General features: G+C 63.2%; 16 protein-coding genes and 1 pseudogene. 9 read left to right on the top strand and 8 right to left on the bottom strand.

What is annotated here, in order from left to right:
- Positions 1–95 precede the first annotated feature (95 nt).
- Positions 96–2,000 (top strand): S8 family peptidase, encoded by a 1,905-nt coding sequence (locus ACNQP3_RS11780; protein ID WP_264317060.1) that lies wholly within the window; start codon positions 96–98, stop codon positions 1,998–2,000.
- 32 nt (positions 2,001–2,032) lie between these two features.
- On the opposite strand, the gene ACNQP3_RS11785 is transcribed toward ACNQP3_RS11780, so the two are convergent.
- Together ACNQP3_RS11785 and ACNQP3_RS11790 are read right to left on the bottom strand one after the other, a co-directional pair.
- Entirely contained in the window at positions 2,033–2,788 is a 756-nt protein-coding gene (locus ACNQP3_RS11785; protein WP_407075133.1) for a methyl-accepting chemotaxis protein, read from the bottom strand.
- Positions 2,789–2,890: 102 nt separating this feature from the next.
- Positions 2,891–4,177 (bottom strand): annotated as a pseudogene (locus tag ACNQP3_RS11790) (HAMP domain-containing protein); the annotation flags it as partial.
- Positions 4,178–4,375: 198 nt separating this feature from the next.
- On the opposite strand from ACNQP3_RS11790, the gene ACNQP3_RS11795 reads away from it, so the two are divergent.
- A complete protein-coding gene (locus ACNQP3_RS11795) occupies positions 4,376–5,695 on the top strand; it encodes a Na+/H+ antiporter family protein (protein WP_012272012.1) in 1,320 nt (439 codons plus the stop codon).
- A gap of 13 nt (positions 5,696–5,708) precedes the next feature.
- On the opposite strand, the gene ACNQP3_RS11800 is transcribed toward ACNQP3_RS11795, so the two are convergent.
- From ACNQP3_RS11800 to ACNQP3_RS11810, 3 genes are all read right to left on the bottom strand, one after another.
- Positions 5,709–6,716 carry a FecR family protein gene (locus ACNQP3_RS11800; protein ID WP_264317061.1) on the bottom strand — a complete coding sequence of 336 codons (1,008 nt, stop codon included), beginning with the start codon at positions 6,714–6,716 and terminating at the stop codon, positions 5,709–5,711.
- A 270-nt stretch (positions 6,717–6,986) separates the two neighbouring features.
- A complete protein-coding gene (locus ACNQP3_RS11805; RefSeq protein WP_264317062.1) occupies positions 6,987–8,756 on the bottom strand; it encodes an acyl-CoA dehydrogenase C-terminal domain-containing protein in 1,770 nt (589 codons plus the stop codon).
- A gap of 70 nt (positions 8,757–8,826) precedes the next feature.
- Complete coding sequence (locus tag ACNQP3_RS11810) at positions 8,827–10,449, bottom strand: acyl-CoA synthetase (RefSeq protein ID WP_012272015.1); 1,623 nt, start codon at positions 10,447–10,449, stop codon at positions 8,827–8,829.
- Between the two features lie 194 nt (positions 10,450–10,643).
- Between ACNQP3_RS11810 and ACNQP3_RS11815 the strand changes: the two genes are divergently transcribed.
- The 7 genes from ACNQP3_RS11815 to ACNQP3_RS11845 all read left to right on the top strand — a co-directional run bounded on the left by ACNQP3_RS11815 (position 10,644) and on the right by ACNQP3_RS11845 (position 17,503).
- A complete protein-coding gene (locus ACNQP3_RS11815; RefSeq protein WP_060514198.1) occupies positions 10,644–12,050 on the top strand; it encodes a sensor histidine kinase in 1,407 nt (468 codons plus the stop codon).
- A 12-nt stretch (positions 12,051–12,062) separates the two neighbouring features.
- Positions 12,063–12,692: a response regulator transcription factor gene (locus ACNQP3_RS11820; protein ID WP_264317063.1), complete on the top strand. Its 630-nt coding sequence runs from the start codon at positions 12,063–12,065 to the stop codon at positions 12,690–12,692.
- A 135-nt stretch (positions 12,693–12,827) separates the two neighbouring features.
- A complete protein-coding gene (locus tag ACNQP3_RS11825; protein WP_012272018.1) occupies positions 12,828–13,301 on the top strand; it encodes a MarR family winged helix-turn-helix transcriptional regulator in 474 nt (157 codons plus the stop codon).
- A gap of 30 nt (positions 13,302–13,331) precedes the next feature.
- Entirely contained in the window at positions 13,332–14,519 is a 1,188-nt protein-coding gene (locus ACNQP3_RS11830; RefSeq protein ID WP_012272019.1) for an HlyD family efflux transporter periplasmic adaptor subunit, read from the top strand.
- On the top strand, positions 14,516–16,051 hold the full coding sequence (locus ACNQP3_RS11835; RefSeq protein WP_012272020.1) for a DHA2 family efflux MFS transporter permease subunit: 1,536 nt from the start codon (positions 14,516–14,518) through the stop codon (positions 16,049–16,051). The genes ACNQP3_RS11830 and ACNQP3_RS11835 overlap by 4 nt, the downstream gene beginning before the upstream one ends.
- Before the next feature lie 436 nt (positions 16,052–16,487).
- The gene (locus tag ACNQP3_RS11840; RefSeq protein WP_264317064.1) at positions 16,488–16,685 is read left to right on the top strand and encodes a hypothetical protein; all 198 of its coding nucleotides are present in this window, start codon (positions 16,488–16,490) and stop codon (positions 16,683–16,685) included.
- A gap of 71 nt (positions 16,686–16,756) precedes the next feature.
- Positions 16,757–17,503, top strand: a complete 747-nt coding sequence (locus tag ACNQP3_RS11845) for an SDR family oxidoreductase (protein WP_264317065.1) — start codon at positions 16,757–16,759, stop codon at positions 17,501–17,503.
- Between the two features lie 9 nt (positions 17,504–17,512).
- On the opposite strand, the gene ACNQP3_RS11850 is transcribed toward ACNQP3_RS11845, so the two are convergent.
- The 3 genes from ACNQP3_RS11850 to mapR all read right to left on the bottom strand — a co-directional run bounded on the left by ACNQP3_RS11850 (position 17,513) and on the right by mapR (position 22,766).
- Positions 17,513–19,579 carry a PAS domain-containing protein gene (locus ACNQP3_RS11850; protein WP_060493454.1) on the bottom strand — a complete coding sequence of 689 codons (2,067 nt, stop codon included), beginning with the start codon at positions 19,577–19,579 and terminating at the stop codon, positions 17,513–17,515.
- A gap of 64 nt (positions 19,580–19,643) precedes the next feature.
- Entirely contained in the window at positions 19,644–21,299 is a 1,656-nt protein-coding gene (locus ACNQP3_RS11855; RefSeq protein WP_060514194.1) for a PAS domain-containing sensor histidine kinase, read from the bottom strand.
- Between the two features lie 57 nt (positions 21,300–21,356).
- A complete protein-coding gene (gene mapR, locus ACNQP3_RS11860; RefSeq protein ID WP_012272025.1) occupies positions 21,357–22,766 on the bottom strand; it encodes a GntR family transcriptional regulator MpaR in 1,410 nt (469 codons plus the stop codon).
- Positions 22,767–22,792: the final 26 nt, after the last annotated feature.

The raw sequence follows: 22,792 nt of genomic DNA on the forward strand, positions 1-22,792 counted from the left end.
GCGGTCGGGGGAAGGTGCTCCCACTGCCCAGGCGTGCTGCGCGTTGCAAAGCTGGGCTCTTCTGCTTGGCATGCACACCTGAAGAGGCAGCCCCGATGACGCTGGATTTACATTTCGTGTATTACCGCAACTTTCGTTTCGATGGAAAACTTCATGTTCGCTGTTACGGTGCAGACCTGCACAAGGTCAATCGCATCCGCTACGAACTTGAACGGGCTGGCCCCGACGGCCCGGTTTCATTCCCGGGAAAGTCCGTGTACTCCCAGGCACGCAGCGGCAAGCCGAGCGACCATGGATGCCCTGCCACGTTGCTGGCCGAAGAAGAGGCGGGCGTGTATTCGATCCAGCCCAAAGTCGTGCTGCTCGATGAGCATGCTCGGGCGCTGGGCCGGCCGGTTGGCGCAGCTGGCGTTATCGACATGCGGCCCTTGGTGCTCGACATAAAGGCTGACGAGGTCAACAGGAGCATCCTCGACAAGGTGCCGGTACCCGGTGCTGGCGGGCGTCGTAAACGAGCCGTGGAGCAGGTGCAGGGAGGCGACGATGGGCCGCAAGGGATGCCCACCTTGGCACCCGGCACACCGTTCCCGCCGGTTGTCATCGAATTCATCCCCGGAGGGCACGAGCGATTTCTCCGAGAGCTGGAGCCGGGCTCAGGTTCTGCATGGGTCCGCTACTGGCCGAACCTTGAATCGGTACTCGCGTTGCGACCTGTTCTGGACGAACAGGAACAGGGCGAAGACAGGCTCCGGCCATTGCGCGACCATTACATTCTCGACCAGCCAGCCAGCATGCTCGGTGACACCTACCTCGCCTTGCTCAAGGCTTTGGCGGCGCGGGAGTATGTGCAGTCACTGCAGTTCATGCCGGCAGCGCCCCAGCCAAGCCTAATTTTGCTCGGCCTGGCCGGGCTACTGGCAACGCTGCTGACCGGCGGCGCCGTGGTGGCGGGCAACCATGCCTATGAAAATGCTCAAGCTACACCCGATTTCGAGCCGCGCCAGCATTACCTCGACGCACCTGGCCCCCGGTGGCAAGGGCTGAATGTGCGCGAGGCCTGGGCGCAGCAGGTAACGGGTTACGGCGCGCGGATTCACTTCAGTGATGGGGGGTTGCACCCTGATCATGAAGACTTGCGCGGCAATCCTGCCTTGAAAATCGTCTCGCTCGAACCCAACCATGATCCCGACCACGGAACGGCTTCGGTGGGAATCATTCTGGCTGCGGGCAACGGTATTGGCGCGACCGGGATCAGCCGTAACAGCGAACTGTACCTGTACAACAACCGCGCGGAGGATGCCCAAGGCAGCTTCCAGGCGCTCAAGGACCTGCTACGGAATGTAGAACCCGGCGACATCGTGGGTATCAATCGGCAGACCGCCCATGCCGAGGTGCTGAGCACCATGTTGCCATCCTTGCACGACAAGGCCTGGTGGACTGTCATGCAGCAGTTGAGCCGGCGCGGTGCCGTGGTGGTCAATGCAGCAGCCAATGGCAGCAGCAGGACGCTTGCGGACAAAGGCACCCGTGCTGGCGAAGGTGTCGACCTGGCCAACTGGCCCTATTTTGCCGACCATGGCGATTCAGGTGCGATTCTGGTGGGGGCCTGCCATTCGTATGACGGCAAGCCCCACGCCTACTCCAATTACCATTACCGTTACCGTATGCTCAATGCCTGGGGCGACAGCGTAGTCACGCTTTCCTATGGCGATTTGCAGGACCTGCGTGGTGAGGAAAGGGACTACACAAGCCGCTATGCTGGCACTTCCAGCGCCACACCGATGGTGTGCGGTGCATTGAGCCTGATCCAGTCCTACGCCATGGAGCAGCACCACGTCTACCTCAATGGCAACCAGATGCATCAGTTGGTCATGGCGTCTGGCTACGACGATGCCACGCTAGCGGGTACCGAGGTGCTGCCGATGGGCGCCAGGCCCAATGTGCATGGCGCGCTGGTGCTGCTGGACCGCATCCTCGGCGGCGGCAGGTTCGCGGCCTGAGTCGGGGCCGGCAGGTGCCGGCCCCGCCCGGCTCATACGCGAAACTGGTCCATCAGCGCCTGCTGCTGGTTGGCCAGGCTGTTCAGCGACTGGCTGACCCGCGCCGACTCGTTGGCCTGGCCTGACAGCGACTCCGTCACATCACGAATGGTCGCCACGTTGCTGTTGATTTCCTCGGCTACCGCGCTTTGCTCTTCGGCGGCCGAAGCGATCTGCAGGTTCATGTCGGTGATCACCGTCACCGCCTGGCCAATGCGCTGCAGTGCAGTGACGGCCTGGCCGACCTGCGCAACGCCACTCTGTGCCTGGCGGTGGCTGTGGTCCATGGCGCCGACCACTTCCTGGGTGCCGTTCTGCAAGGCTTCGATCACCTGGCGGGTTTCTTCCACCGACTCCTGAGTGCGTCGAGCCAGGTTGCGTACTTCATCGGCAACCACGGCAAAGCCACGGCCGGCTTCACCGGCACGGGCCGCCTCGATGGCGGCGTTGAGCGCCAGCAGGTTGGTCTGTTCGGCAATCGAGCGGATCACCTCCAGCACCGAACCGATCTTTTCGCTGTTCTGCGCGAGGCCTTCGACTTCGGCCATGGCGTCGCTCATGTTGGCGGCCAGGGTATCGATGCTGGTGGTGGTGCGGTCGATCACGGCCAGGCCTTCCCGGGTGGCCTGGTCGGCGTCACGCGCGGCCTGTGCCGCCTGCGCGGCGCTGCGGGCGACATCCTGGGCGGTGGCGCTCATTTCATGCGAGGCGGTGGCTACCTGGTCAACCTGGCGATACTGCTGCTCCATGCCGGCGCTGGTTTCAGTGGCAATTGCCGAGGACTGGTCGGCAGTGCCTCGGGCGGCCTGCACCGAGCGTTTGACCTCGGCGATGGTCGGCTGCAACTTGTCGAGGAAGCGGTTGAACCAGCCGGCCAATTCACCCAGTTCGTCCTGCTTCTGGTAGGTCAGGCGGCGGGTCAGGTCGCCTTCGCCGCTGGCAATGTCCTTGAGCATGGCAGCCACGCCGAGGATCGGCCGGGTAACGCCACGGGCCATCAGCCACACCATGAGCAGGCCGGCAATGGCAGCGGCCAGGCCCAGGCCCAATTCCAGCAAGGTGCCGCTGGTATTCAGCGCGTCCAGTTCCTGCTTCAGTGTTTCGGCCGGGCCGGTCAGGGCATTTTCCGGTACATCCAGCAACACGCCCCAAGGTTGTGCGTCGGGGATCGGCCGGAAGGCCGCCAGCACCTTCAAACGCTGCTGGTCGTGGAGGATAGTCATCTTGCCATTGGCCAGTTTGCCTACCAGTTCGGCGCCCTTGGCCGGGTCTACCTGGTCGAAGCGCTGGGCCAGCTTGCTGGCATCGGCGCTGTAGCCCGCCAGCAGGCCGACCGGGCTGAGTATGCCGACCGTGGTGCGGCCTTCGTAGAGGCTGCGGCTGGCCTCCTGGCTCAGTGCCTGCAGGCTGTTGAGGTTGATGTCGATGGACAGGGTGGCAATGATCTTGCCGTTGACCGCCAGCGGGAAGACGATGCTGGTCATCAGCACCTGCTGGCCGTCGATGTCATAGAAGTAGGGTTCTACCACGCACACCTTGCCGGTCGTGCGCGGGCATACCCACCAGGTGTTGGCTGGCTGGCCGCTGGGGCCGATCTCGGTGTTGGCCATGTCATGCTCAGGCAGCGCCATGGCGGTCAGCTGGCCGGCACGCGGCTGCGACCAGTACAGGGCAAAGCGACCGGTTTCGTTGCTGCCCAGCTCTGCCTTGCCGGCGAACAGGCTGTCCTTGCTGTCCAGGGCGTTGGGCTCGAACACCAGCGACAGGCCGAGGAGGTCGGGGTTGGCCTGTAGCGCGGCGCGTACCTGACGGGTCATGTCCTCGCGCAGGTCGAAGGCATCGAGAAAGCGCTTTTCAGCCTGCTCGCGCAGGAACAGCACCTGGCGGGCGAAGCCGGCGCCGTACTGGTAGGCATCCATGAACTGGCGGCGGATGTTCAGCGCCTGCACTTCACCCTGCGACTCGATACGCGACTGCGCCGCCTCGGTCAGCATCTGCATGCTGCTGGCCTTGACCAGGTCCGAGCTGTGGTCCATGCGGTACAGCGACAGGCCGACGAGCAAGGTGACGATGCCGGCCAGGCAGAGACCGGCGAGCAGGGTGATCTTCCACTGGATGGAAAGTTGTCGCAAAGGCATGGGGGCGGATCCCTTGTAATAAGAGTGTGGCTTGCGACTGTGTCGGCGGCCTGGGTTTTTTCTTTATTCAAACGTTCAATTTAATTATCAGGTCCGCTGCAAGGCATTGGTAATGTGACGCAACATGGCGCTTTTGACATCTGCCGCCCACTGCTTCAGAGTTCGCGGTTTTTTCCGCCGTAATGAGGTAAGCCAATCATGAATGCAGTGATCGCCGCGGTCGGCATCATGCTGATACTCAGCCTGTCCCGCGTGCACGTGGTCATCGCCCTGATCATCGGCGCCCTGGTCGGTGGGCTGGTGGGTGGCCTGGGTGTCGAAGGCACGCTCAAGGCCTTCAACGGTGGCCTCGGCGGTGGCGCCACGGTGGCGTTGTCCTATGCACTGCTGGGCGCCTTTGCCGTGGCCATCGCCAAGTCTGGTCTGGCCCATGCCCTGGCCGATCGCGCCCTGGTCATGATCGACCGCCAGGGCCATGCCCATGGCGGCAAGGTCAAATGGCTGATGATCGGCCTGATGCTGGTGGTGGCCGTGTCGTCGCAGAACATCCTGCCCATCCACATTGCCTTCATCCCGTTGCTGGTGCCGCCGCTGCTGTACGTGCTGACGCGCCTGCGCATCGACCGCCGGTTGATCGCCTGTGTGATCACCTTTGGTCTGATCACGCCGTACATGTTCCTGCCGGTGGGTTTCGGCAACATCTTCCTCAACGAAATCCTGCTGGCCAACGTCGCCCGCGCGGGTGTCGACGTGAGTGGCGTCAATGTCACCCACGCCATGGCCATCCCAGCTGCCGGTATGCTCGTCGGCCTGTTGCTGGCGGTGTTCATCAGCTATCGCAAAAAGCGTGACTACGACCTGGCGCGTATCGAACAGGTGGAACAGGTGAGCGTGCAGTACAACCCGCTGACCTTGCTGGTGGCCGGGTTGGCGATCGCTGCTGCCTTTATCGTTCAGTTGCTGTTGGACTCGATGATCATCGGTGCCATGGTTGGCTTCCTGATCTTCTCGCTGTCAGGCATCGTCAAGTGGAAGGATACCGACGACCTGTTCACCGAAGGCATGAAGATGATGGCCATGATTGGTTTCATCATGATTGCCGCGTCCGGTTTTGCCGACGTGATGAAGGCTACCGGTGAGGTGAAGAGCCTGGTGGAAACCTCGGCCCAATGGATCGACCACAGCAAGGGCATCGGCGCCTTGCTGATGCTGTTGGTGGGCTTGCTGGTGACCATGGGGATCGGCTCGTCGTTCTCCACTGTGCCGATCCTGGCCGCGATCTTCGTGCCGCTGTGCGTGCAACTGGGCTTCGACCCGCTAGCCACGGTGTGCATCGTCGGTACTGCCGGTGCGCTGGGGGATGCGGGTTCACCGGCCTCGGACTCGACCCTGGGGCCGACCTCGGGCCTGAACGTGGATGGCCAGCACCACCATATCTGGGACACGGTGGTGCCGACCTTCATCCACTACAACCTGCCGTTGCTGGCGTTCGGCTGGTTGGCGGCAATGACCTTGTAAGGCGGGGAGGGCGTCAGCCCTTGTCGGGGGGCGGCGAGATGCGGTTTAGCACGGTGCTGCCGTCCTTGCTGCGGGTCAGGTAGACCGGCAGCACCTTGGGCAGGTTGTTGACCAGGCGCCCCACTTCACGGGTGTTGTAGATACCGCTGATGCGAATGCGACCGGTACTGGCGTCGGCCAGCTGCAGCGGTGCGTCGAGGTAGCGGTTGATCACCGGCAGCGCTTGTTCCAGGCTCAAGTTGTCGAGCACCAACTTGCCGCTGCGCCAGGCCAGGCTGTTGCCGTAGTCGTCGCTCTGCTCCAGTTGTGGCTCGAAGTCGCCCTTGTGGTAGCTGGCCTGCATGCCAGGGCCGAGGCGATAGCCGCCGGCGCTGCCATCGCTGGACACCAGCACCGAGCCTTCCACCAGGGTAACCTTGACCTGGTCCTGGTACCTCCACACGTTGAACTGGGTGCCGGTGACCCGGGTTTGGCCACGGCCGGCACGCACGATGAACGGGTGGCTGCTGTCGTGCTGCACCTTGAAGAACGCCTCGCCGCGCTTGAGCGTGACCTGGCGCTGGTCTTTGTAGTTGAGGTAGGTGAGCTCGGTGTTGAGGTTGAGCTGCACCGTGCTGCCGTCGCTCAGCTCCACCGTCTGCATGCGGTCACTGGCTTCGAAGTGTTGGTAATGGTTGGGCAGCCAACCCTGCTCCCACCCCATCCAGCCTGCCAGTGGCAGCACTGCCAGGGCAATCGCCGCCGCAGACGCCAGCGGCCGCCAGTTGCGCGGGCGTGCGGCTTGCTTGGCGGGCGGGTTGAAGTCGATGACGGTGGCGTTGCGCGGCAGCAAGTCGGCGGTTTGCCAGATTTCCAGCATCGCCTGGTATTCCTCGGCATGCCGTGGGTCGGCCGCCTGCCAGCGGGCGAATGCCTCGCGCTCGGCCGCCGTGCAATCTTCGGCGTGCAGGCGCATGCACCAGTGCGCGGCGGCGTCGGTGATGGCATCGTCTGGGCTGGGATTGAGGCGGTCGTGGTTCATTGCGGCTCCGGGTTTTGCGCATTCTACCCTTGCAGAAGGGCCCCCGAGAACCGGCGTAATGGCGAATGACTATCAGTTGTGCCGGTTTTTCGTCGGTTTTGCAACGGTTTTTCAGCGTCTGAGAACCCTTCGCGTACAAGAATGCAGGCTGAAATCCACGGGGCTGCTGCGCAGCCCATCGCGACAAAGGCCGCCCCCACAAGGGACTGCGCGTCTATTGTGGGGGCGGCCCTATGTCGCGCTAGGGACGCCAAGCGCCCCCAGGGCCTTTCAGAACTGTGCTGCCTCCAACCCATAAAGGCTGTCGCTGCCCGCTCTGATGCTGGCCTCCAGCCCTAACCCGCGCGGCAATACCCGCTGGTAGAAGAACGCCGCACACGCAAGCTTGGCCCCATGAAACGTTTCGTCCTCATCACGCTTGGCCAACGCCACCGCCGCCATTCGCGCCCACATATAGGCATATGCGGTAAGCCCGAACAGTTGCAGATACTCGACTGCCACTGCGCTGACCAGGTTGGCATCCGCGCCGGCCCGCGCCCGTAGCCAGGCGCTGGTAGCCTCCAACCGCGCCAAGCTTGCCTGCAGTGCCTCGCGGTGCAATGGCGCATCCACACTGAACGCTCGTACTTCGGCGGCAAAGCTGGCCAACGCCTGACCGCCGTCGGCCAGCACTTTGCGCCCGAGCAGATCAAGAGCCTGAATACCGTTGGTGCCTTCATAGATTTGCGCAATGCGCACGTCGCGCACTCGCTGCTCCTGGCCCCATTCGCGGATGTAGCCGTGGCCGCCGTACACTTGCTGGCCCAGCACGCAGCTTTCCAGGCCGTTGTCGGTGAAGAATGCCTTGGCCACTGGTGTCAGCAGCGCCACCAGGCGCTGGGCATGTTCGCGCTCGCCGGCGTCTTCGGCATAGCGCGCCAGGTCCAACTGTTGGCCAACGTAGGCGGCGAACGCCCGGCCACCTTCGGTGAGGGTGCGCATGGTCAGCAGCATGCGCCGTACATCGCCGTGGTGGATGATCGGGTCGGCAGCCTTGTCCTGCGCCTGTGGGCCGCTAGCGGCGCGGCTCTGCAGGCGCTCGTTGGCGTAGCGGGCGGCGCTCTGGTAGGACGCCTCGGCGCAGCCGATGCCTTGTATGCCGATGGACAGGCGCTCGTAGTTCATCATGGTGAACATCGCCGCCAAACCTTTGTTGGGTTCGCCCACCAGGTAACCGAAGGCACCATCGAAATTCATTACACAGGTCGCCGAGGCCTTGATGCCCATCTTGTGCTCGATCGAGCCGCAGTGGGCGGCGTTACGCGCGCCTAGCTGGCCATTGGCCTCGACCCGGTACTTGGGCACCAGAAACAGCGAGATGCCCTTGGCGCCGGCGGGTGCGTCGGGCAGCTTGGCCAGCACCAGGTGGACGATGTTCTCGGTCAGGTCCTGCTCGCCACCGGTGATGAAGATTTTGCTGCCGCTGATGCGGTAACTGCCATCGGCTTGGGGTTCGGCGCGGGTTCGGATCAGCCCCAGGTCGGTGCCGGCATGGGGTTCGGTCAGGCACATGGTGCCGGCCCAACGGCCTTCGTACAGGGGCGGCAGGTAAGTGGCCTTGAGCGTTTCGCTGGCGTGGGCATCGATTGCCAGGCAGCTGCCGGCGCTCAACGCCGAATACAGGCTGAAGCTGCAGTCGGCGGCGTAGAGCATTTCCTCGAACAGCACGCCGAGCATCTTCGGCATGCCCATGCCGCCGTATTCCGGGTTGCCACCCAGGCCGACCCAGCCACCTTCGCGGTAGGTGTTCCAAGCCTCGCGGAAGCCGCCGGGGGTGGTAACCACGCCTGCGTCGAAGTGCACGCCTTGCTCGTCACCGTTGCGGCTGAGCGGGGCGATCAACTGGGCGGTGACTTTGGCGGCTTCCTCGAGGATGGCGTCGGCGGTATCGGCGTCGATGCGCTCGGCCAGGGCGGGCAGGCGGGCCCACAGGGCCGGGGCGTTGAATACGTCATGCAGGACGAAGCGCATGTCACGCAGGGGGGCGGAATAGGTAGTCATCGTTGGCTCTTGAAGGAGGAAGTCAGGGTCGGCTCTTCGCGGGCAAGCCCGCGAAGAAGCGGCTGCGCTTTCAGAGGGCCTTGGCCCGGTCGCGCAGCACGTACTTCTGGATCTTGCCGGTGGAGGTTTTGGGCAGCTCACCAAACACCACGGTCTTCGGCACCTTGAACCCGGCCAGGTGCTCGCGGCACCAACTGGTGATATCGGTCTCGCGGGTGTCTTCCCGGCCCGGCTTGAGGGCAACGAAGGCGCACGGCGTTTCGCCCCACTTTTCATCCGGGCGTGCCACCACGGCGGCTTCCAGTACAGCCGGGTGCTTGTAGAGGGCGTCTTCGACCTCGATGGTGGAAATGTTCTCGCCACCGGAAATGATGATGTCCTTGAGCCGGTCCTTGATTTCGACATATCCGTCGGCATGCCATACGGCCAGGTCGCCGGTGTGGAACCAGCCGCCACGGAAGGCTTCGGCGGTGGCTTCAGGGTTTTTCAGGTAGCCCTTCATCACGGTATTGCCGCGCATGAAAATTTCGCCCAGGGTGTTGCCGTCGCGCGGCACCGGCTGGAGGGTTTGCGGGTCGGCGACCATCAGGCCGTCGAGGGTTGGGTAGCGTACGCCCTGGCGCGACTTGATCCGCGCACGCTCGTCCAGCGACAGCGCATCCCATTCGTCATGCCAGGCACACACGGTCACCGGGCCGTAGACCTCGGTCAGGCCGTAGGTGTGGGTGACCTTGATGCCCATTTCCTCCACGGCGCCAATCACCTTGGCCGGCGGCGCGGCACCGGCGACCATGGCCTGCACCGGGTGCTCGATGGCTGCCTTGGCGGCTTCGGGCATGTTGACCAGGGCGTTGAGCACGATTGGCGCCCCGCACAGGTGGCTGACCCGGTGCTCGCGGATCAGGGTGAGGATTTTCTGCGGGTCGACCCGACGCAGGAACACATGGGTGCCGGCCAGCGCGGTGATGGTCCAGGGGTAGCACCAGCCGTTGCAGTGGAACATTGGCAGGGTCCACAGGTAAACCGGGCGGTGCCCCATGGCCCAGGTCATCTGGTTGCCCAGTGCGTTCAGGTAAGCGCCGCGGTGGTGGTAGACCACGCCCTTGGGGTTGCCGGTGGTGCCGGAGGTGTAGTTCAGCGAAATGGCCTGCCACTCGTCATCGGGCCATTCCCAGGCAAAGTCCGGGTCCCCTTCGGCAAGCAGGGCTTCATAGTCCAGCTCGCTGACAGCGCGGCCCTCGCCATACTCCGGGTCATCCACATCAATCACCAGCGGCGGGTGTTCGAGCAGCGCCAGGGCTGCTTCGATGACGGCATGGAACTCGCGGTCGGTGATCAGCACCTTGGCCTCGCCGTGCTGCAGCATGAAGGCGATGGCCTCGGCATCCAGGCGCACGTTCAAGGTATTGAGCACGGCACCGATCATGGGTACGCCGAAGTGCGCCTCAAGCATGGCCGGGGTGTTGGGTAGCATCACTGCCACAGTGTCGCCACGGCCGATGCCACGGCCAGCCAGGGCACTGGCCAGGCGCAGGCAGCGTTGGTAGGTTTCCTGCCAGTTGCGGCGGATGGCGCCGTGGATGACGGCCGGGTAATTGCCGTATACGGCGGCGGTGCGTTCGATGAAGCTCAGCGGGGTGAGGGCGACATGGTTGACGGCAGCGGGCATCAGGCCCTGGGCATAGATCGACATGCGGTAATCCTGTAAGGGAGGCAGACGCAGCATGTGCGCTTGGCCCCCGATGGCTGATTGTTAGCTCTGTTCAGGGTGCAGGGAGGCGGACGGTGGGCCGCTCCCTCTGTCGCAGTTTTACGCGAGTCGCTATGGTAGTAGGAATATCGACTATAGCAATATAGTAAAACTACTATAACAACGAGCCGCCCATCGTGCATAACACTGCCTACCCCTTGCTCGCCAAAGACCCACAACCCAGCCTGTTGCTGGCCAGCGATGCCAGCCCGCTGGCGCTCAACCCAGCCCTGCAGGCCTGGGTTGCCGAAGGCCCGGCGCTGGTCCATTGGCTGCCGGCCAACTGTGCCGCCCTGGTGCGTGCCTGCCTGCGCCAGCATCGGGCGATCAGCGATGTCGAAGTGCAGGTCGGCGAGCGCATCGTGCTGTGGACGTTCATGCCGGATGACCAGGGCCAACAGGTGCTGGGCCGCTGTCGTGATGCCAGTGAAGAACGCCACGGTGCACGTGAAGCCAGCCGCGCCCGGCGCCTGTACCGGCTGATCATCGAAAACACCACCGACCTGATTTCCCGGCACAGCCCCGATGGCCGTTTTCTCGATGCTTCACCGGCAGCATTTCGCCTGCTCGGCCTGTGGCCCGAGCAACTGCGCGGCATGCCCGTGCACACCCTGCTGCACCCGCGTGAACGGCGCCAGGTACTGCGCCAGGCCGCTGCCGCGCTGGACCAGGACGGCTACCACACCATGACCTGCCGGGTGCGTCAGGCCGCTGGCGGCTACCGCTGGTTCGAAATCGCCAGCCGGGCGATCCGCGAGACCTACACCGGCGCGGTGGTTGAGGTGGTCAGTGTGTCCCGTGACATCACCTTGCGCATCGAAGCGCAGGAAAGCCTGGCACACAGTGCCCGCCTGGCCACCCTGGGCGAACTGGCTTCGGGCATTGCCCATGAGATCAACCAGCCGCTGGCTGCGGTGGTTAACTACGCCAACGCCAGCCAGCGTTACTTGCAGGGACTGGAGCGCGACCCGCAAGCCCGCGAGCGGGTAGGCCAGGGCCTGCAGCGCATCAGCGAGCAGGCCACTCATGCCGCCGAAGTGATCCGCCGCCTGCGCGCCTTTCTACGCAAGGGACCGCGACGCCTGCAGGCACTGGACGTGGCCGAGGTGGCCGGCGAAGCCATGCGCCTGTGCGCCTGGGAAGCCGCGCGTGACCAGGTGCAGGTCGAGCTGCGCATCAGCGCGCAACTGCCCTCGGTGTATGCCGACCGGGTGTTGCTTGAACAGGTGCTGCTCAACCTGTTGCGCAATGCCATCGATGCCAACCGCGAGCTGCACGGGGAAAAACCGTCACGTATCCTGCTCGGCGCCACCCGCGATGGCGAGGGTGTGCTCGTCGAGGTCGCCGACCAGGGCCCGGGCGTATCGCCCGAGTGCCTGGATGAAATCTTCACGCCGTTCACCACCAGCAAAGCCGACGGCCTGGGCCTGGGCTTGAGTATGAGCCGCAGCCTGATCGAAGGCTTTGGTGGCAACCTGTGGGCGCGGGCGGGTGTCGACGGCGGTTTGGTACTGTGCTGCCGGCTGGCGGTCAGCAGGGGTTAGGGAGAGGCTAGGGTGCAAGCGAAAGTGTATGTGGTCGATGACGACCAGGGTATGCGCGACTCGACGGTGTGGCTGCTGCAGTCGGTGGGCCTGCAAGCCTTGCCGTTTGCCAGCGGGCAGGCATTTCTCGACGCCTGCGTGAACGATGCGCCCGCGTGTGTGTTGTTGGACGTGCGCATGCCGGGGTTGGGCGGGTTGGCCGTGCAGCAGGCGATGAGTGAGCGTGGCCTGATGTTGCCGGTGATCTTCGTCAGCGGCCATGCCGATGTGCCGATCGTGGTGCGGGCGTTCAAGGCGGGTGCCTGCGACTTCATCGAAAAGCCCTACAACGACCAGTTGCTGCTCGACAGTGTGCAGGCCGCACTGGAGCACGCCGCGCGGGCACGCCAGGGCGACCAGGCGCTGGCCATGGTGCAGGTGCGCATCGACGGCCTCACACCGCGTGAGCGTGACGTGTTCGTGCCACTGGTCCAAGGGTTGAGCAACCGCGAGATTGCTGAGCAGTTGGGCATCAGCGTGAAGACCGTGGACCTGTATCGGGGGCGGGTGATGAAACGCTTGCAGGCGGCTAGCCTGGCGGAGCTGGTAGGCATGGCGATTGCCTGCGGGGCGGTCGAGGCGTTGGGCCTGCAAGCGCGCTAGCCGCTTTTGCACGGCCCCTTGCTGGAGCGGCGTATCCCGTAGAAATCATGAAATTTTTCATAGCTAGCTAATCAAAGCTTTGACATTCACTGCCTAGGCAGTAATATTTTTACACAATTACCCGAGCAGTCTTCGATGGCCCATTTCTCTCCCGAAAACTTCCAGACCTGCGCCATCGGCATGTTGCTTGGCCGTGCGGCGATCCTGAAGGACCGCATTCTCGACTGGCACCTCGAATCAGAGGGCGTCACCGCCGCGCAGTTCAAGGTGTTGATCATCGTCACCCAGTACCAGGTGGATACCCCGGCCGAGTTGTGCCGCTACTTGGGCCTGGACAGCGGTTCGATGACCCGCATGCTCGACCGCCTCGAGCAGAAGGAGCTGATCGTGCGCAACCGTTGCGCCGACGACCGGCGCTTGGTGCGCCTGGCGCTCACGGCCGACGGCCAGCGTCTGGCCGACCGCCTGCCAGAAATAGGCGCCGCCGCGATGAACGAGTTGTGCGGCGTGCTGGCACCTGAAGAGCTCAAGACCCTGGAAGGCCTGCTGGCCAAGGTGCTGCTCGGTGCTGGCGACCCGTTGACGATCCGCCGTTTCGGCGACCGTTGAACCCTGTCACGAATTATCCAAGGTATTGTCATGGCCACTCCCGCAGACACCCCGACTCCCTCCGCCGAGCCCTCGCGCAAGCGCAAGGCCTGGCTGCTTGGCCTGCTGTTGCTGCTGATACTTGGTGGTATCGGCACGTGGGCCTGGTACAGCCTGGTCGGCCGCTGGCACGAAAGCACCGACGATGCCTACGTCAATGGCAACGTCGTGGAAATCACCCCACTGGTCACCGGCACTGTGACCAGCATCGGAGCCGATGACGGCGACCTGGTCCATGCCGGCCAGGTGTTGCTGCAATTCGACCCAGCCGACAGCGAGGTGGCCTTGCAGTCCGCCGAAGCCAAGCTGGCGCGCAGTGTGCGCCAGGTCCGCGGGCTGTACAGCAACGTCGACTCGCTCAAGGCCCAGCTGGAAACGCGCCAGGCCGAACTGCGCAAGGCGCAGCAGGACTTCAACCGGCGCAAGGTGCTGGCCGACAGCGGTGCGATTGCCGCAGAAGAGCTGTCCCATGCCCGCGACGACTTGAGCGTGGCCCAGGCCGCCGTCAACAGTGCACGCCAGCAACTCAGCACCAGCAGCGCGCTGGTCGACGACACCGTGGTGTCCTCGCACCCCGAGGTGATGGCTGCCGCAGCCGACTTGCGCCAGGCCTACCTCGACCACGCCCGCACCACCCTGGTTGCGCCGGTCACCGGCTATGTCGCCAAGCGCACCGTGCAGCTGGGCCAGCGCCTGCAGCCGGGCACCGCGACCATGGCGGTAATCCCGCTGGACCAGGTGTGGATCGACGCCAACTTCAAGGAAACCCAGCTGCGTGACATGCGCATTGGCCAGCCCGTGGAAATCAGCGCTGACCTGTACGGCAGCGAGGTCAAGTACAGCGGCACGGTCGACAGCCTTGGCGCGGGTACTGGCAGTGCCTTTGCCTTGCTGCCGGCGCAGAACGCCACCGGTAACTGGATCAAGATCGTCCAGCGTGTACCCGTGCGTATCCACCTCAGCCCCGACCAGCTCAAGGACCACCCGCTGCGGATCGGCCTGTCCACCGTGGTGGAAGTCGACCTGCACGACCAGAGCGGCCCGACCCTGGCCCAGCAGCCACCGCAGCAGGCCAGTTACACCACCCAGGTGTATGACCGCCAGCTGGTCGAAGCCGATAACCTGATTGCTCAGCTGATTCACGAAAACAGCGCTCCCGGCAAGACGGCGCAGCGATGAGCAACAACGCCGCTGCCCAGTTCACGCCGCCAAGCCTGCTGCTGACCACCATCGGCCTGTCGCTGGCGACGTTCATGCAGGTGCTCGACACCACCATCGCCAACGTGGCCTTGCCGACCATTTCCGGCAACCTGGGGGTGAGCTATGAGCAGGGTACCTGGGTTATCACTTCGTTCGCGGTGAGCAACGCCATCGCCTTGCCGTTGACTGGCTGGCTGAGCCGCCGCTTTGGTGAGGTGAAACTGTTCATCTGGGCCACACTGCTGTTCGTGCTGGCTTCGTTCCTGTGCGGTATCGCCCAGTCGATGCCCGAGCTGGTCGGGTTTCGTGTGCTGCAGGGTGTGGTCGCCGGGCCGTTGTACCCGATGACCCAGACGCTGCTGATTGCTGTTTATCCCCCGGCGAAACGGGGGATGGCCCTGGCATTACTGGCGATGGTCACGGTGGTGGCGCCGATTGCCGGGCCAATTCTGGGTGGCTGGATCACTGATAGCTACAGTTGGCCGTGGATCTTCTTCATCAACGTGCCGATCGGCCTGTTCGCTGCCGCGGTGGTGCGTCAGCAGATGCGTACGCGGCCGGTGGTCACCAGTCGTCAACCGATGGACTACATCGGCCTGCTCACGCTGATCATCGGCGTCGGCGCCTTGCAGGTGGTGTTGGATAAAGGCAACGACCTGGACTGGTTCGAGTCATCCTTCATCATCGTCGGCAGCCTGATCTCGGTGGTGTTTCTGGCGGTGTTCGTGATCTGGGAGCTGACCGACCGCCACCCGGTGGTCAATCTACGTTTGTTCGTGCATCGAAACTTCCGCGTCGGCACCATCGTGCTGGTCGGGGGGTATGCCGGGTTCTTCGGTATCAACCTGATCCTGCCGCAGTGGTTGCAGACGCAGATGGGCTACACCGCGACCTGGGCGGGCCTGGCGGTGGCGCCGATTGGCTTGCTGCCGGTGATCATGTCGCCTTTCGTGGGCAAGTATGCGCACCGGTTCGACTTGCGGGTGCTGGCGGGGCTGGCGTTCCTGGCGATCGGTACCAGTTGTTACATGCGCGCGGGGTTCACCAGTGAAGTGGACTTCCAGCATGTGGCCTTGGTGCAGTTGTTCATGGGTATTGGGGTGGCGTTGTTCTTCATGCCGACCTTGAGCATTCTGCTGTCCGACCTGCCGCCGCACCAGATTGCCGATGGTTCTGGGCTGGCGACGTTCCTGCGTACCTTGGGCGGGAGTTTTGCGGCTTCGTTGACGACGTGGATCTGGATTCGGCGGGCGGACCAGCATCATGCCTACCTGAGCGAGAACATCAGCCAGTTCGACCCGGCGACGCGGCATACACTTGAGCAGTTGGGTGGGGCCAGCCCGCAGAGCTATGCGCAACTGGAGCAGATACTCAATGGGCAGGCTTACATGATGTCCACGGTGGACTACTTCACTTTGATGACCTGGGTGTTTGCTGGGTTGATTCTGTTGGTGTGGTTTGCCAAGCCACCGTTTACGGCCAAGGCGGGGCCGGCGTCGGCTGGGCATTGAGCACGTACACGATTAGATTCAAACGCTCTTGCTCTTGCTCTTGCTCTTGCTCTTGCTCTTGCTCTTGCTCTTGCTCTTGCTCTTGCTCTTGCTCTTGCTCTTGCTTCGGCGTTTGCTTCTAAGCGCGTGATAGTCCAGGCGACGATCTGCGTGAATGAATGTTTACTCGGTGTGAAGGCCCACATCCAAGAAGCAAGAAGCAGAGTTTGTCTGTTTTGACCCGGCGCACAGTCCGTTTGCGATGGCGACACTGACTCACCTTTTCGCCCTTACGGCGAGTCACTTTTTGTCAAACGCGACAAAAAGTAACCAAAAAACGCTGCGCTCCCATCATCCGGCCCCTACGCTGCGCTCCGGGGTCCCCTCACTCCGGCCTTGCTCCCGGGAGGACCGCGCTGCAGGCCCCATCCTGGGGCCCAGCGCTTGACGGGCATCCATGCCCGTCACCTCCCTCCGCAAGGCCTACGTTCGGCCTCCTGAAGTCGCGAAGATCAAGATCAAGATCAAGATCAAGAGCAAGAGCAAGAGCAAGAGCAAGAGCAAGATCAAGAGCAAGAGCAAGAGCAAGAGCAAGAGCAAGAGCAAGAGCAAGATCAAGAGCCGGAGTGGGGTGGGAACCGGAGGTGGGAGCTGACCTTGGTCATTCCCCTACGTCGCCTTTTCGCCTATTGTCGATCCTCCCTTCCCCAAACGATTGGCACATTCATGGAGAACGTCATCGTCATCACCGGCGGCAGCCGCGGTATCGGCGCCGCCACGGCGTTGCTGGCCGCCCGTCACGGCTACCGCATCTGCATCAATTACCACACCGACGACCAGGCTGCGCAAAACATCCTCGGCCAGGTACGCGCCCTGGGCGCCGAGGCCATTGCCGTGCGCGCCGACGCCAGCGTCGAGGATGAAATCATCCAACTGTTCCAGCGCGTCGACGAAGAACTCGGCCCGGTCACCGCATTGGTCAACAACGCCGGTACCATCGGCCAGCAAAGCCGCGTTGAGGAAATGTCCGAGTTCCGCCTGCTCAAGATCATGAAGACCAACGTCGTCGGCCCCATGCTCTGCGCCAAGCACGCCTTGCTGCGCATGGCGCACCGGCATGGCGGGCAGGGCGGGGCCATCGTCAACGTGTCGTCGGTGGCCGCACGGCTTGGTTCACCCAATGAATATGTCGACTATGCAGCCTCCAAGGGCGCGCTCGATACCTTCACCATCGGCCTGGCCAAAGAGGTGGCAGGCGAGGGCGTACGGGTCAATGGCGTACGACCGGGCTATATCCACACCGGTTTCCATGCGCTGTCCGGTGACCCGGATCGCGTCAGCAAGCTCGAACCCGGCTTGCCCATGGGCCGCGGTGGACGCCCCGAGGAAGTGGCCGAGGCCATCCTCTGGCTGCTCTCGGACAAAGCATCCTATTCCACCGGTAGTTTCATCGACCTGAGCGGCGGGCGCTGAACGCGCCCGTCAATCCTCCAGCAGTTCTCGTACCCGCTCGGCCAGCACTTCCAGCTCGAACGGCTTGGTCAGCACCAATGTACCTTGCAGCAACTGGCCGTCGCTGAGCGCCGCGCTTTCGTCGTAGCCAGTGATGAACAACACTTTGATGTCTGGGTAGCGCTCACGGCAGCGTTCGGCCACCTGGCGACCATTCAGGCCGCCCGGCAGGCCGATATCGCTCAGCAGCAGGTCTGGCCGTTCGCCACGTTGCAGGTGGGCGAGGGCAGTCGGGCCATTCTCGAAAGCGTCCACCTGGTAGCCCAGCTCCTCCAGCACTTCGCCGACCACCATGCGCAAGGCCGCCTGGTCCTCGATCAGCAGGATTCGCCGTGCCGCCGTGCTGCTTTTTTCAAGTCGCGTGTCGCGGGCCTTGGGCGCTGGGGCTTTGGGTTGCTCATGGTGTCGTGGGAACAGCAGCTCGATTCGTGTACCTTCACCAAGTACGGACAACACGCGCAATTGCCCTCCCGATTGGCGCACGAAGCCGTAAGTCATCGACAACCCCAGGCCGGTGCCCTGGCCGATAGGTTTTGTGGTGAAAAACGGGTCGACTGCGCGCTCCGCCACTTCGGCCGACATGCCTTTACCGTTGTCGACGATGCTTAGCCGCACGTACTCGCCGGCAGGTATCTCCAATGCCTGGGCCTGCGCTTCGTCAATTTGCAGGTTGTCGCCGATGATGTCGATCAAACCACCCGCAGGCATGGCGTCGCGGGCGTTGATGCAAATGTTGAGCAGGGCACTTTCCAGTTGTGGCGGGTCGATGAAGGTCGGCCACAGCTGGCTGGCGAACTGGCTGTTCAGGGTAATTTCCGGGCCTATGGTGCGGCGCAGCAACTCTTCCATGCCGGCCACCAATGTGGCCACCTGCGTGGAGCAGGGTTGCAGGGTCTGCTGGCGGGAGAACGCCAGCAGCCGGTGCACCAGCGAAGAGGCCAGCTGCGCCGAGCCGCTGGACAGCTCCAGCAACGGCTCCAGGGCGTCGAAGCGTGATTGGTCCAGGCGTTGGCGCATCAGTTCCTGAGCGCCGAGTATGCCGCCCAGCAAGTTGTTGAAGTCGTGGGCGATGCCGCCGCTGAGCTGGCCCACGGCTTCCATCTTCTGCGCTTGACGAAGGGCTTCTTCGGCCTTGGCCAAGCGATCCTGCTCTTGCACCCGCTCAGTGATGTCGTAGGCGAACAGAAAGGCCCCTTGTATTTCTCCTTCATGGTCGCGCAGGGCGTTGAAGCGCAGCTCGTAATGGCGCGCCAGGGGCTCCTTGCCGAAGGTGCCGACTTCTACGAACTGCTCACCCGCCAGGGCGCGCTTCCACAAGGTCAGGTTCAGCGCCTGACCGTGAAGCCCATCATCTATCAGATCTGTCAGGCAATCGCCGATTTCCGGGGTTTTCCCAAACAGCAGCTGGAAATCAAGCTTGGCCTGGCGGTTGATGGCCAGCCAGCGCATGTCGTTGTCGAGCACATGCACATTGACCACACTGTGGTCGACCAACTCTGCAAACAAGCGTCGCTCTGCCAGTGCCGTGTTCACGCGTTGCTCGAGCTCTTCGTTCAGGCGCTGCAGGGCTTGCTCCGCACGCCGGCGTTCGGTCACGTCCTTGAACAACACGGCTACCTGACGCTTTTCGGCTGGCTCTACGCGAAAAGTGGTTACTGATAGCACATGGCCGGTGGCGACCAGCTCCTGCTCGAAGTGCAGGGGGTCGCCGGTACGAAGTACAGCGCCATAGCGCGCCACCCAGTCATCGGCCTCGTCAGGCACCATCTCGCGCAGCTTCTGCCCGACCACGTTGGGAATACCAGCGTGCTTGGCGTAGGCCGCGTTGGCCAGCACATGCACATAGTCACTCAACGGACCGTGCGGGCCGTCGAAGAATTCGATGATGCAAAAGCCTTCGTCCATGGTGTCGAACAACGACCGGTAAAAGCCCTGATCATGGTCTTGAAGGCTGGCAAGACGTGCTTCCAATAGTGCGTTCTGCCGTTGCAGAGCTTCGACTTGTTGACGCAGGGAGAGCAGGTCGCGGGAGGGCATGCCGTTGTCCGACAAAAAGAGGAGAAGCAAACTTTAACGTGTTCACCTGCTGGCGGATAGACGATCAGCGTTGCGGCGGCGCAATACCCAGCAAGCGGTTTACCCGACTGCAGAAGCTCTGCAGGTCGAACGGTTTGGACAGCAGCTCGGTGCGGCTGTCGGGACGGGTACTGGGCGGGAGCTCGGCAGCGTCATAGCCGGTGATCAGCAATACCGGGGCGTTGGCCTGAAACCCTTGAAACGCCTCTGCCAGCTGATAACCGTCGATACCTCCGGGTAGGCCGACATCTGTGATGAGCAAGTCCGGTAGCGGGCCCGCATGCAGCGCCTCAAGTGCCGGGCGGCCAACGTCGAAAGCCTGTACTTCATGGCCAAGTTCAGTCAGTACTTCGACGAGCACCAAGCGCATGGCGGACTGGTCCTCCACTAGCATGACCCGCTGCACACGGGGGGCGGAAAGCACAACACAGGTTGTGGCTGGCACAGGTGGGTTGTCGGCACTGATGTACTCTTCCTGAGGAAAATACAGGTGAATGCACGTGCCTTGCCCAGCCACGCTTTCGATCTGCAACTGCCCGCCGGACTGGCGGACGAAGCCATAGACCATGGACAGCCCCAGGCCGGTACCTTGTCCGAGCGGTTTGGTGGTGAAGAAGGGTTCAAGGGCTCGCTGCATCACTTCGTTGGACATGCCCATGCCGGTATCGGTGACGCGAATGTGCAAATACCGCCCTGCGGGCAGGTCCAGTTGCCCGGCCTCGGCCACAGCAAGGTCACTGTTTGCACACGAGATGCTGAGGATACCGCCCAAGGGCATGGCATCTCGGGCATTGATGCACAGGTTCAGCAAGGCATTTTCCAGTTGCTGCGGATCGATGCGAATCTGCCACAGTCCGGCCAATGTCTGGTCGTGGAAATCAATGTGAGGACCGGTAGAACTGGCGATCAAGTCTTGCATACCGGCAACCAAGCACTGCACATCGATGGGTTGCGGCATCAGCGTTTGCTGGCGCGAGAAGGCCAGTAGGCGCTGTACCTGCGTGGCGGCGCGTATCGTGGTGTTGCGGCAAAGTTCCAGCATGCGCGCGGTGTCGGCGTGGCGTTGTTCGCGCAAGCGCTGCTCGGCCAGTTCCAGCGCACCTAGCAGGCTGCCCAGCAGGTTATTGAAGTCGTGGGCAATACCACCGGTCAACTGGCCGACCGCTTCCATTTTTTGCGACTGACGCAACGCTTCCTCGGCCTGGCGCAGGCGTTGCTGTTCGGCCGTGCGCTCGGTGATGTCATAGGCGAACATGTAGCCGCCCTGGATGCGTTGCTGAATATCGAGCAACGGGTGGCAACGGATTTCGTAATGGCGTGGTGCGTCAACGGGCCCGAGGGTGATGGTGTCGATGAACGCTTCGCCGGCCATTACGCGCGGCCATACTGGGGCCAGACGGTCCATGATGTCGGGTTGGTTGGTCAGAAACTGCGATACGTGGTCGCCAATCTGCGGTACGAAACCTCGGTAACGTTCGAAGGTTTCGCGTGCCGTACGGTTGATGGCCACCAGGCGCATCTTGCGGTCGGCAGCGAATACATTGGCCAGGCTGCTGTCGAGCAGTTCGCCCAGCAGCTTGATGTGTGCTTGTGAGGTGTCTTCGCGCTCTGCCAGGCGCGCCTCCAGCTCTGCGACACGCGCTTGCAACTGGATAATCGACGGAGGCGCGTCTGGTTGCATGGCGAGGGCCCGATGAACGGATCGAGCAACTATAGTCGCCCCTCGGGCCAGTCGCTATCAAAACGAGCGAATGATCCGCCCAAGGGTTTCCATGGCCCGCTCGGCACCGTCGTGCCAGGGGCTGCCGTAGTTCAGGCGGATGCAGTTGCCGAAGCGCCGGGTGGGTGAAAAGATTGGCCCGGGAGCGATACTGATCCCTTGCGCCAAGGCCATGTGGAACAGCTTGAGGGCGTCCATTTGCTCGGGCAGTTCCAGCCATAGGAAGTAGCCGCCAGAGGGCTGGCTGACCCGCGTCTGCGCCGGGAAGTGGCGCGCGATGGCCGCCAGCATGTTGGCCTGCTGGCCTTCCAGGGCGTAGCGCAGTTTGCGCAGGTGGCGGTCGTAGCCGCCGTGTTGCAGGTAGTCGGCGATGGCCGCCTGGGCCGGCATCGAGGCACACAACGAAGTCATCAGTTTCAGCCGTTCGATCTTCTGCGCAAAGCGCCCGGCGGCCACCCAGCCAATGCGATAGCCCGGTGCCAGGCTTTTGGCGAACGAACCGCAGTGCATGACCAGGCCTTGGGTGTCGAAAGCCTTGGCTGGCTTGGGCGCCTGTTGCGAGTAGTACAGCTCGGCATAGACGTCGTCTTCGATCAACGGCACCTGATGGCGTGTCAGCAACTCAACCAAAGCCTGCTTCTTGGCTTCTGGCATGCTCGCACCCACCGGGTTCTGGAAGTTGGTCATGCACCACACGGCTTTAACCGGGTGCTTCTCCAGGGTTTGCGCAAGTACCCCCAGGTCCATGCCCTCGCGCGGGTGCACCGGAATCTCCACGGCCTTGAGCTTGAGCCGCTCCAGCACCTGCAGGCAGGCATAGAAGGCGGGGGCTTCGATCGCGACCAGGTCACCCGGCTGGGTCACTGCCTGCAGGCACAGGTTCAAGGCTTCCAGCGCACCGTTGGTGATCAGCAGCTCTTCCATGGGCAACATCAGCCCGCCGACCATGTAACGCAGTGCGATTTGCCGGCGCAGCTGCGGGTTGCCCGGCGACAGGTCCGTCACCACCATGCGCGGGTCCATGCTGCGGCTGGCGCTGGCCAGCGAGCGCGACAAGCGTTGCAGGGGGAACAGCTCGGGGCTGGGGAAGGCCGAGCCGAACGGTATGGTGTTGGGGTCTTTGATCGAGTCGAGGATGGAGAACACCAACGCGCTGACGTCCACGTCGGTAGACTCGCTGACCGGCTGCAGCGCCTGCGGCTCGCTGAACTGGCGCGGAGCGTGGGCGTTGACGAAATACCCGGAGCGCGGCCGGGCGCGAATCAACCCGCGCCGCTCCAGCAGGTAATAGGCCTGGAACACAGTAGACGGGCTGACCCCGTGGGTCTGGCTGGCGTAGCGCACCGAAGGCACGCGCTGGCCGGGGCCCAGCACCCCGGAGCGAATCAGTTCGGCAATGTCGTCGGCGAAGCGTTCGTAGCGTTTCATTCTGGCCTTCTGTCGAAGCCTGGCAG

This window comes from Pseudomonas sp. LFS074 (assembly GCF_047978165.1).
In the GTDB taxonomy this organism is placed as follows: domain Bacteria; phylum Pseudomonadota; class Gammaproteobacteria; order Pseudomonadales; family Pseudomonadaceae; genus Aquipseudomonas; species Aquipseudomonas putida_P.

Excerpts from the sequence above, each read along its gene's own strand:
- ACNQP3_RS11780 (WP_264317060.1), top strand. The coding sequence starts at position 96 with ATGACGCTGGATTTACATTTCGTGTATTACCGCAACTTTCGTTTCGAT.
- ACNQP3_RS11785 (WP_407075133.1), bottom strand. The coding sequence starts at position 2,788 with ATGGAGCAGCAGTATCGCCAGGTTGACCAGGTAGCCACCGCCTCGCAT.
- ACNQP3_RS11795 (WP_012272012.1), top strand. The coding sequence starts at position 4,376 with ATGAATGCAGTGATCGCCGCGGTCGGCATCATGCTGATACTCAGCCTG.
- ACNQP3_RS11800 (WP_264317061.1), bottom strand. The coding sequence starts at position 6,716 with ATGAACCACGACCGCCTCAATCCCAGCCCAGACGATGCCATCACCGAC.
- ACNQP3_RS11805 (WP_264317062.1), bottom strand. The coding sequence starts at position 8,756 with ATGACTACCTATTCCGCCCCCCTGCGTGACATGCGCTTCGTCCTGCAT.
- ACNQP3_RS11810 (WP_012272015.1), bottom strand. The coding sequence starts at position 10,449 with ATGTCGATCTATGCCCAGGGCCTGATGCCCGCTGCCGTCAACCATGTC.
- ACNQP3_RS11825 (WP_012272018.1), top strand. The coding sequence starts at position 12,828 with ATGGCCCATTTCTCTCCCGAAAACTTCCAGACCTGCGCCATCGGCATG.
- ACNQP3_RS11830 (WP_012272019.1), top strand. The coding sequence starts at position 13,332 with ATGGCCACTCCCGCAGACACCCCGACTCCCTCCGCCGAGCCCTCGCGC.
- ACNQP3_RS11835 (WP_012272020.1), top strand. The coding sequence starts at position 14,516 with ATGAGCAACAACGCCGCTGCCCAGTTCACGCCGCCAAGCCTGCTGCTG.
- ACNQP3_RS11840 (WP_264317064.1), top strand. The coding sequence starts at position 16,488 with ATGCCCGTCACCTCCCTCCGCAAGGCCTACGTTCGGCCTCCTGAAGTC.
- ACNQP3_RS11845 (WP_264317065.1), top strand. The coding sequence starts at position 16,757 with ATGGAGAACGTCATCGTCATCACCGGCGGCAGCCGCGGTATCGGCGCC.
- ACNQP3_RS11850 (WP_060493454.1), bottom strand. The coding sequence starts at position 19,579 with ATGCCCTCCCGCGACCTGCTCTCCCTGCGTCAACAAGTCGAAGCTCTG.
- ACNQP3_RS11855 (WP_060514194.1), bottom strand. The coding sequence starts at position 21,299 with ATGCAACCAGACGCGCCTCCGTCGATTATCCAGTTGCAAGCGCGTGTC.
- mapR (WP_012272025.1), bottom strand. The coding sequence starts at position 22,766 with ATGAAACGCTACGAACGCTTCGCCGACGACATTGCCGAACTGATTCGC.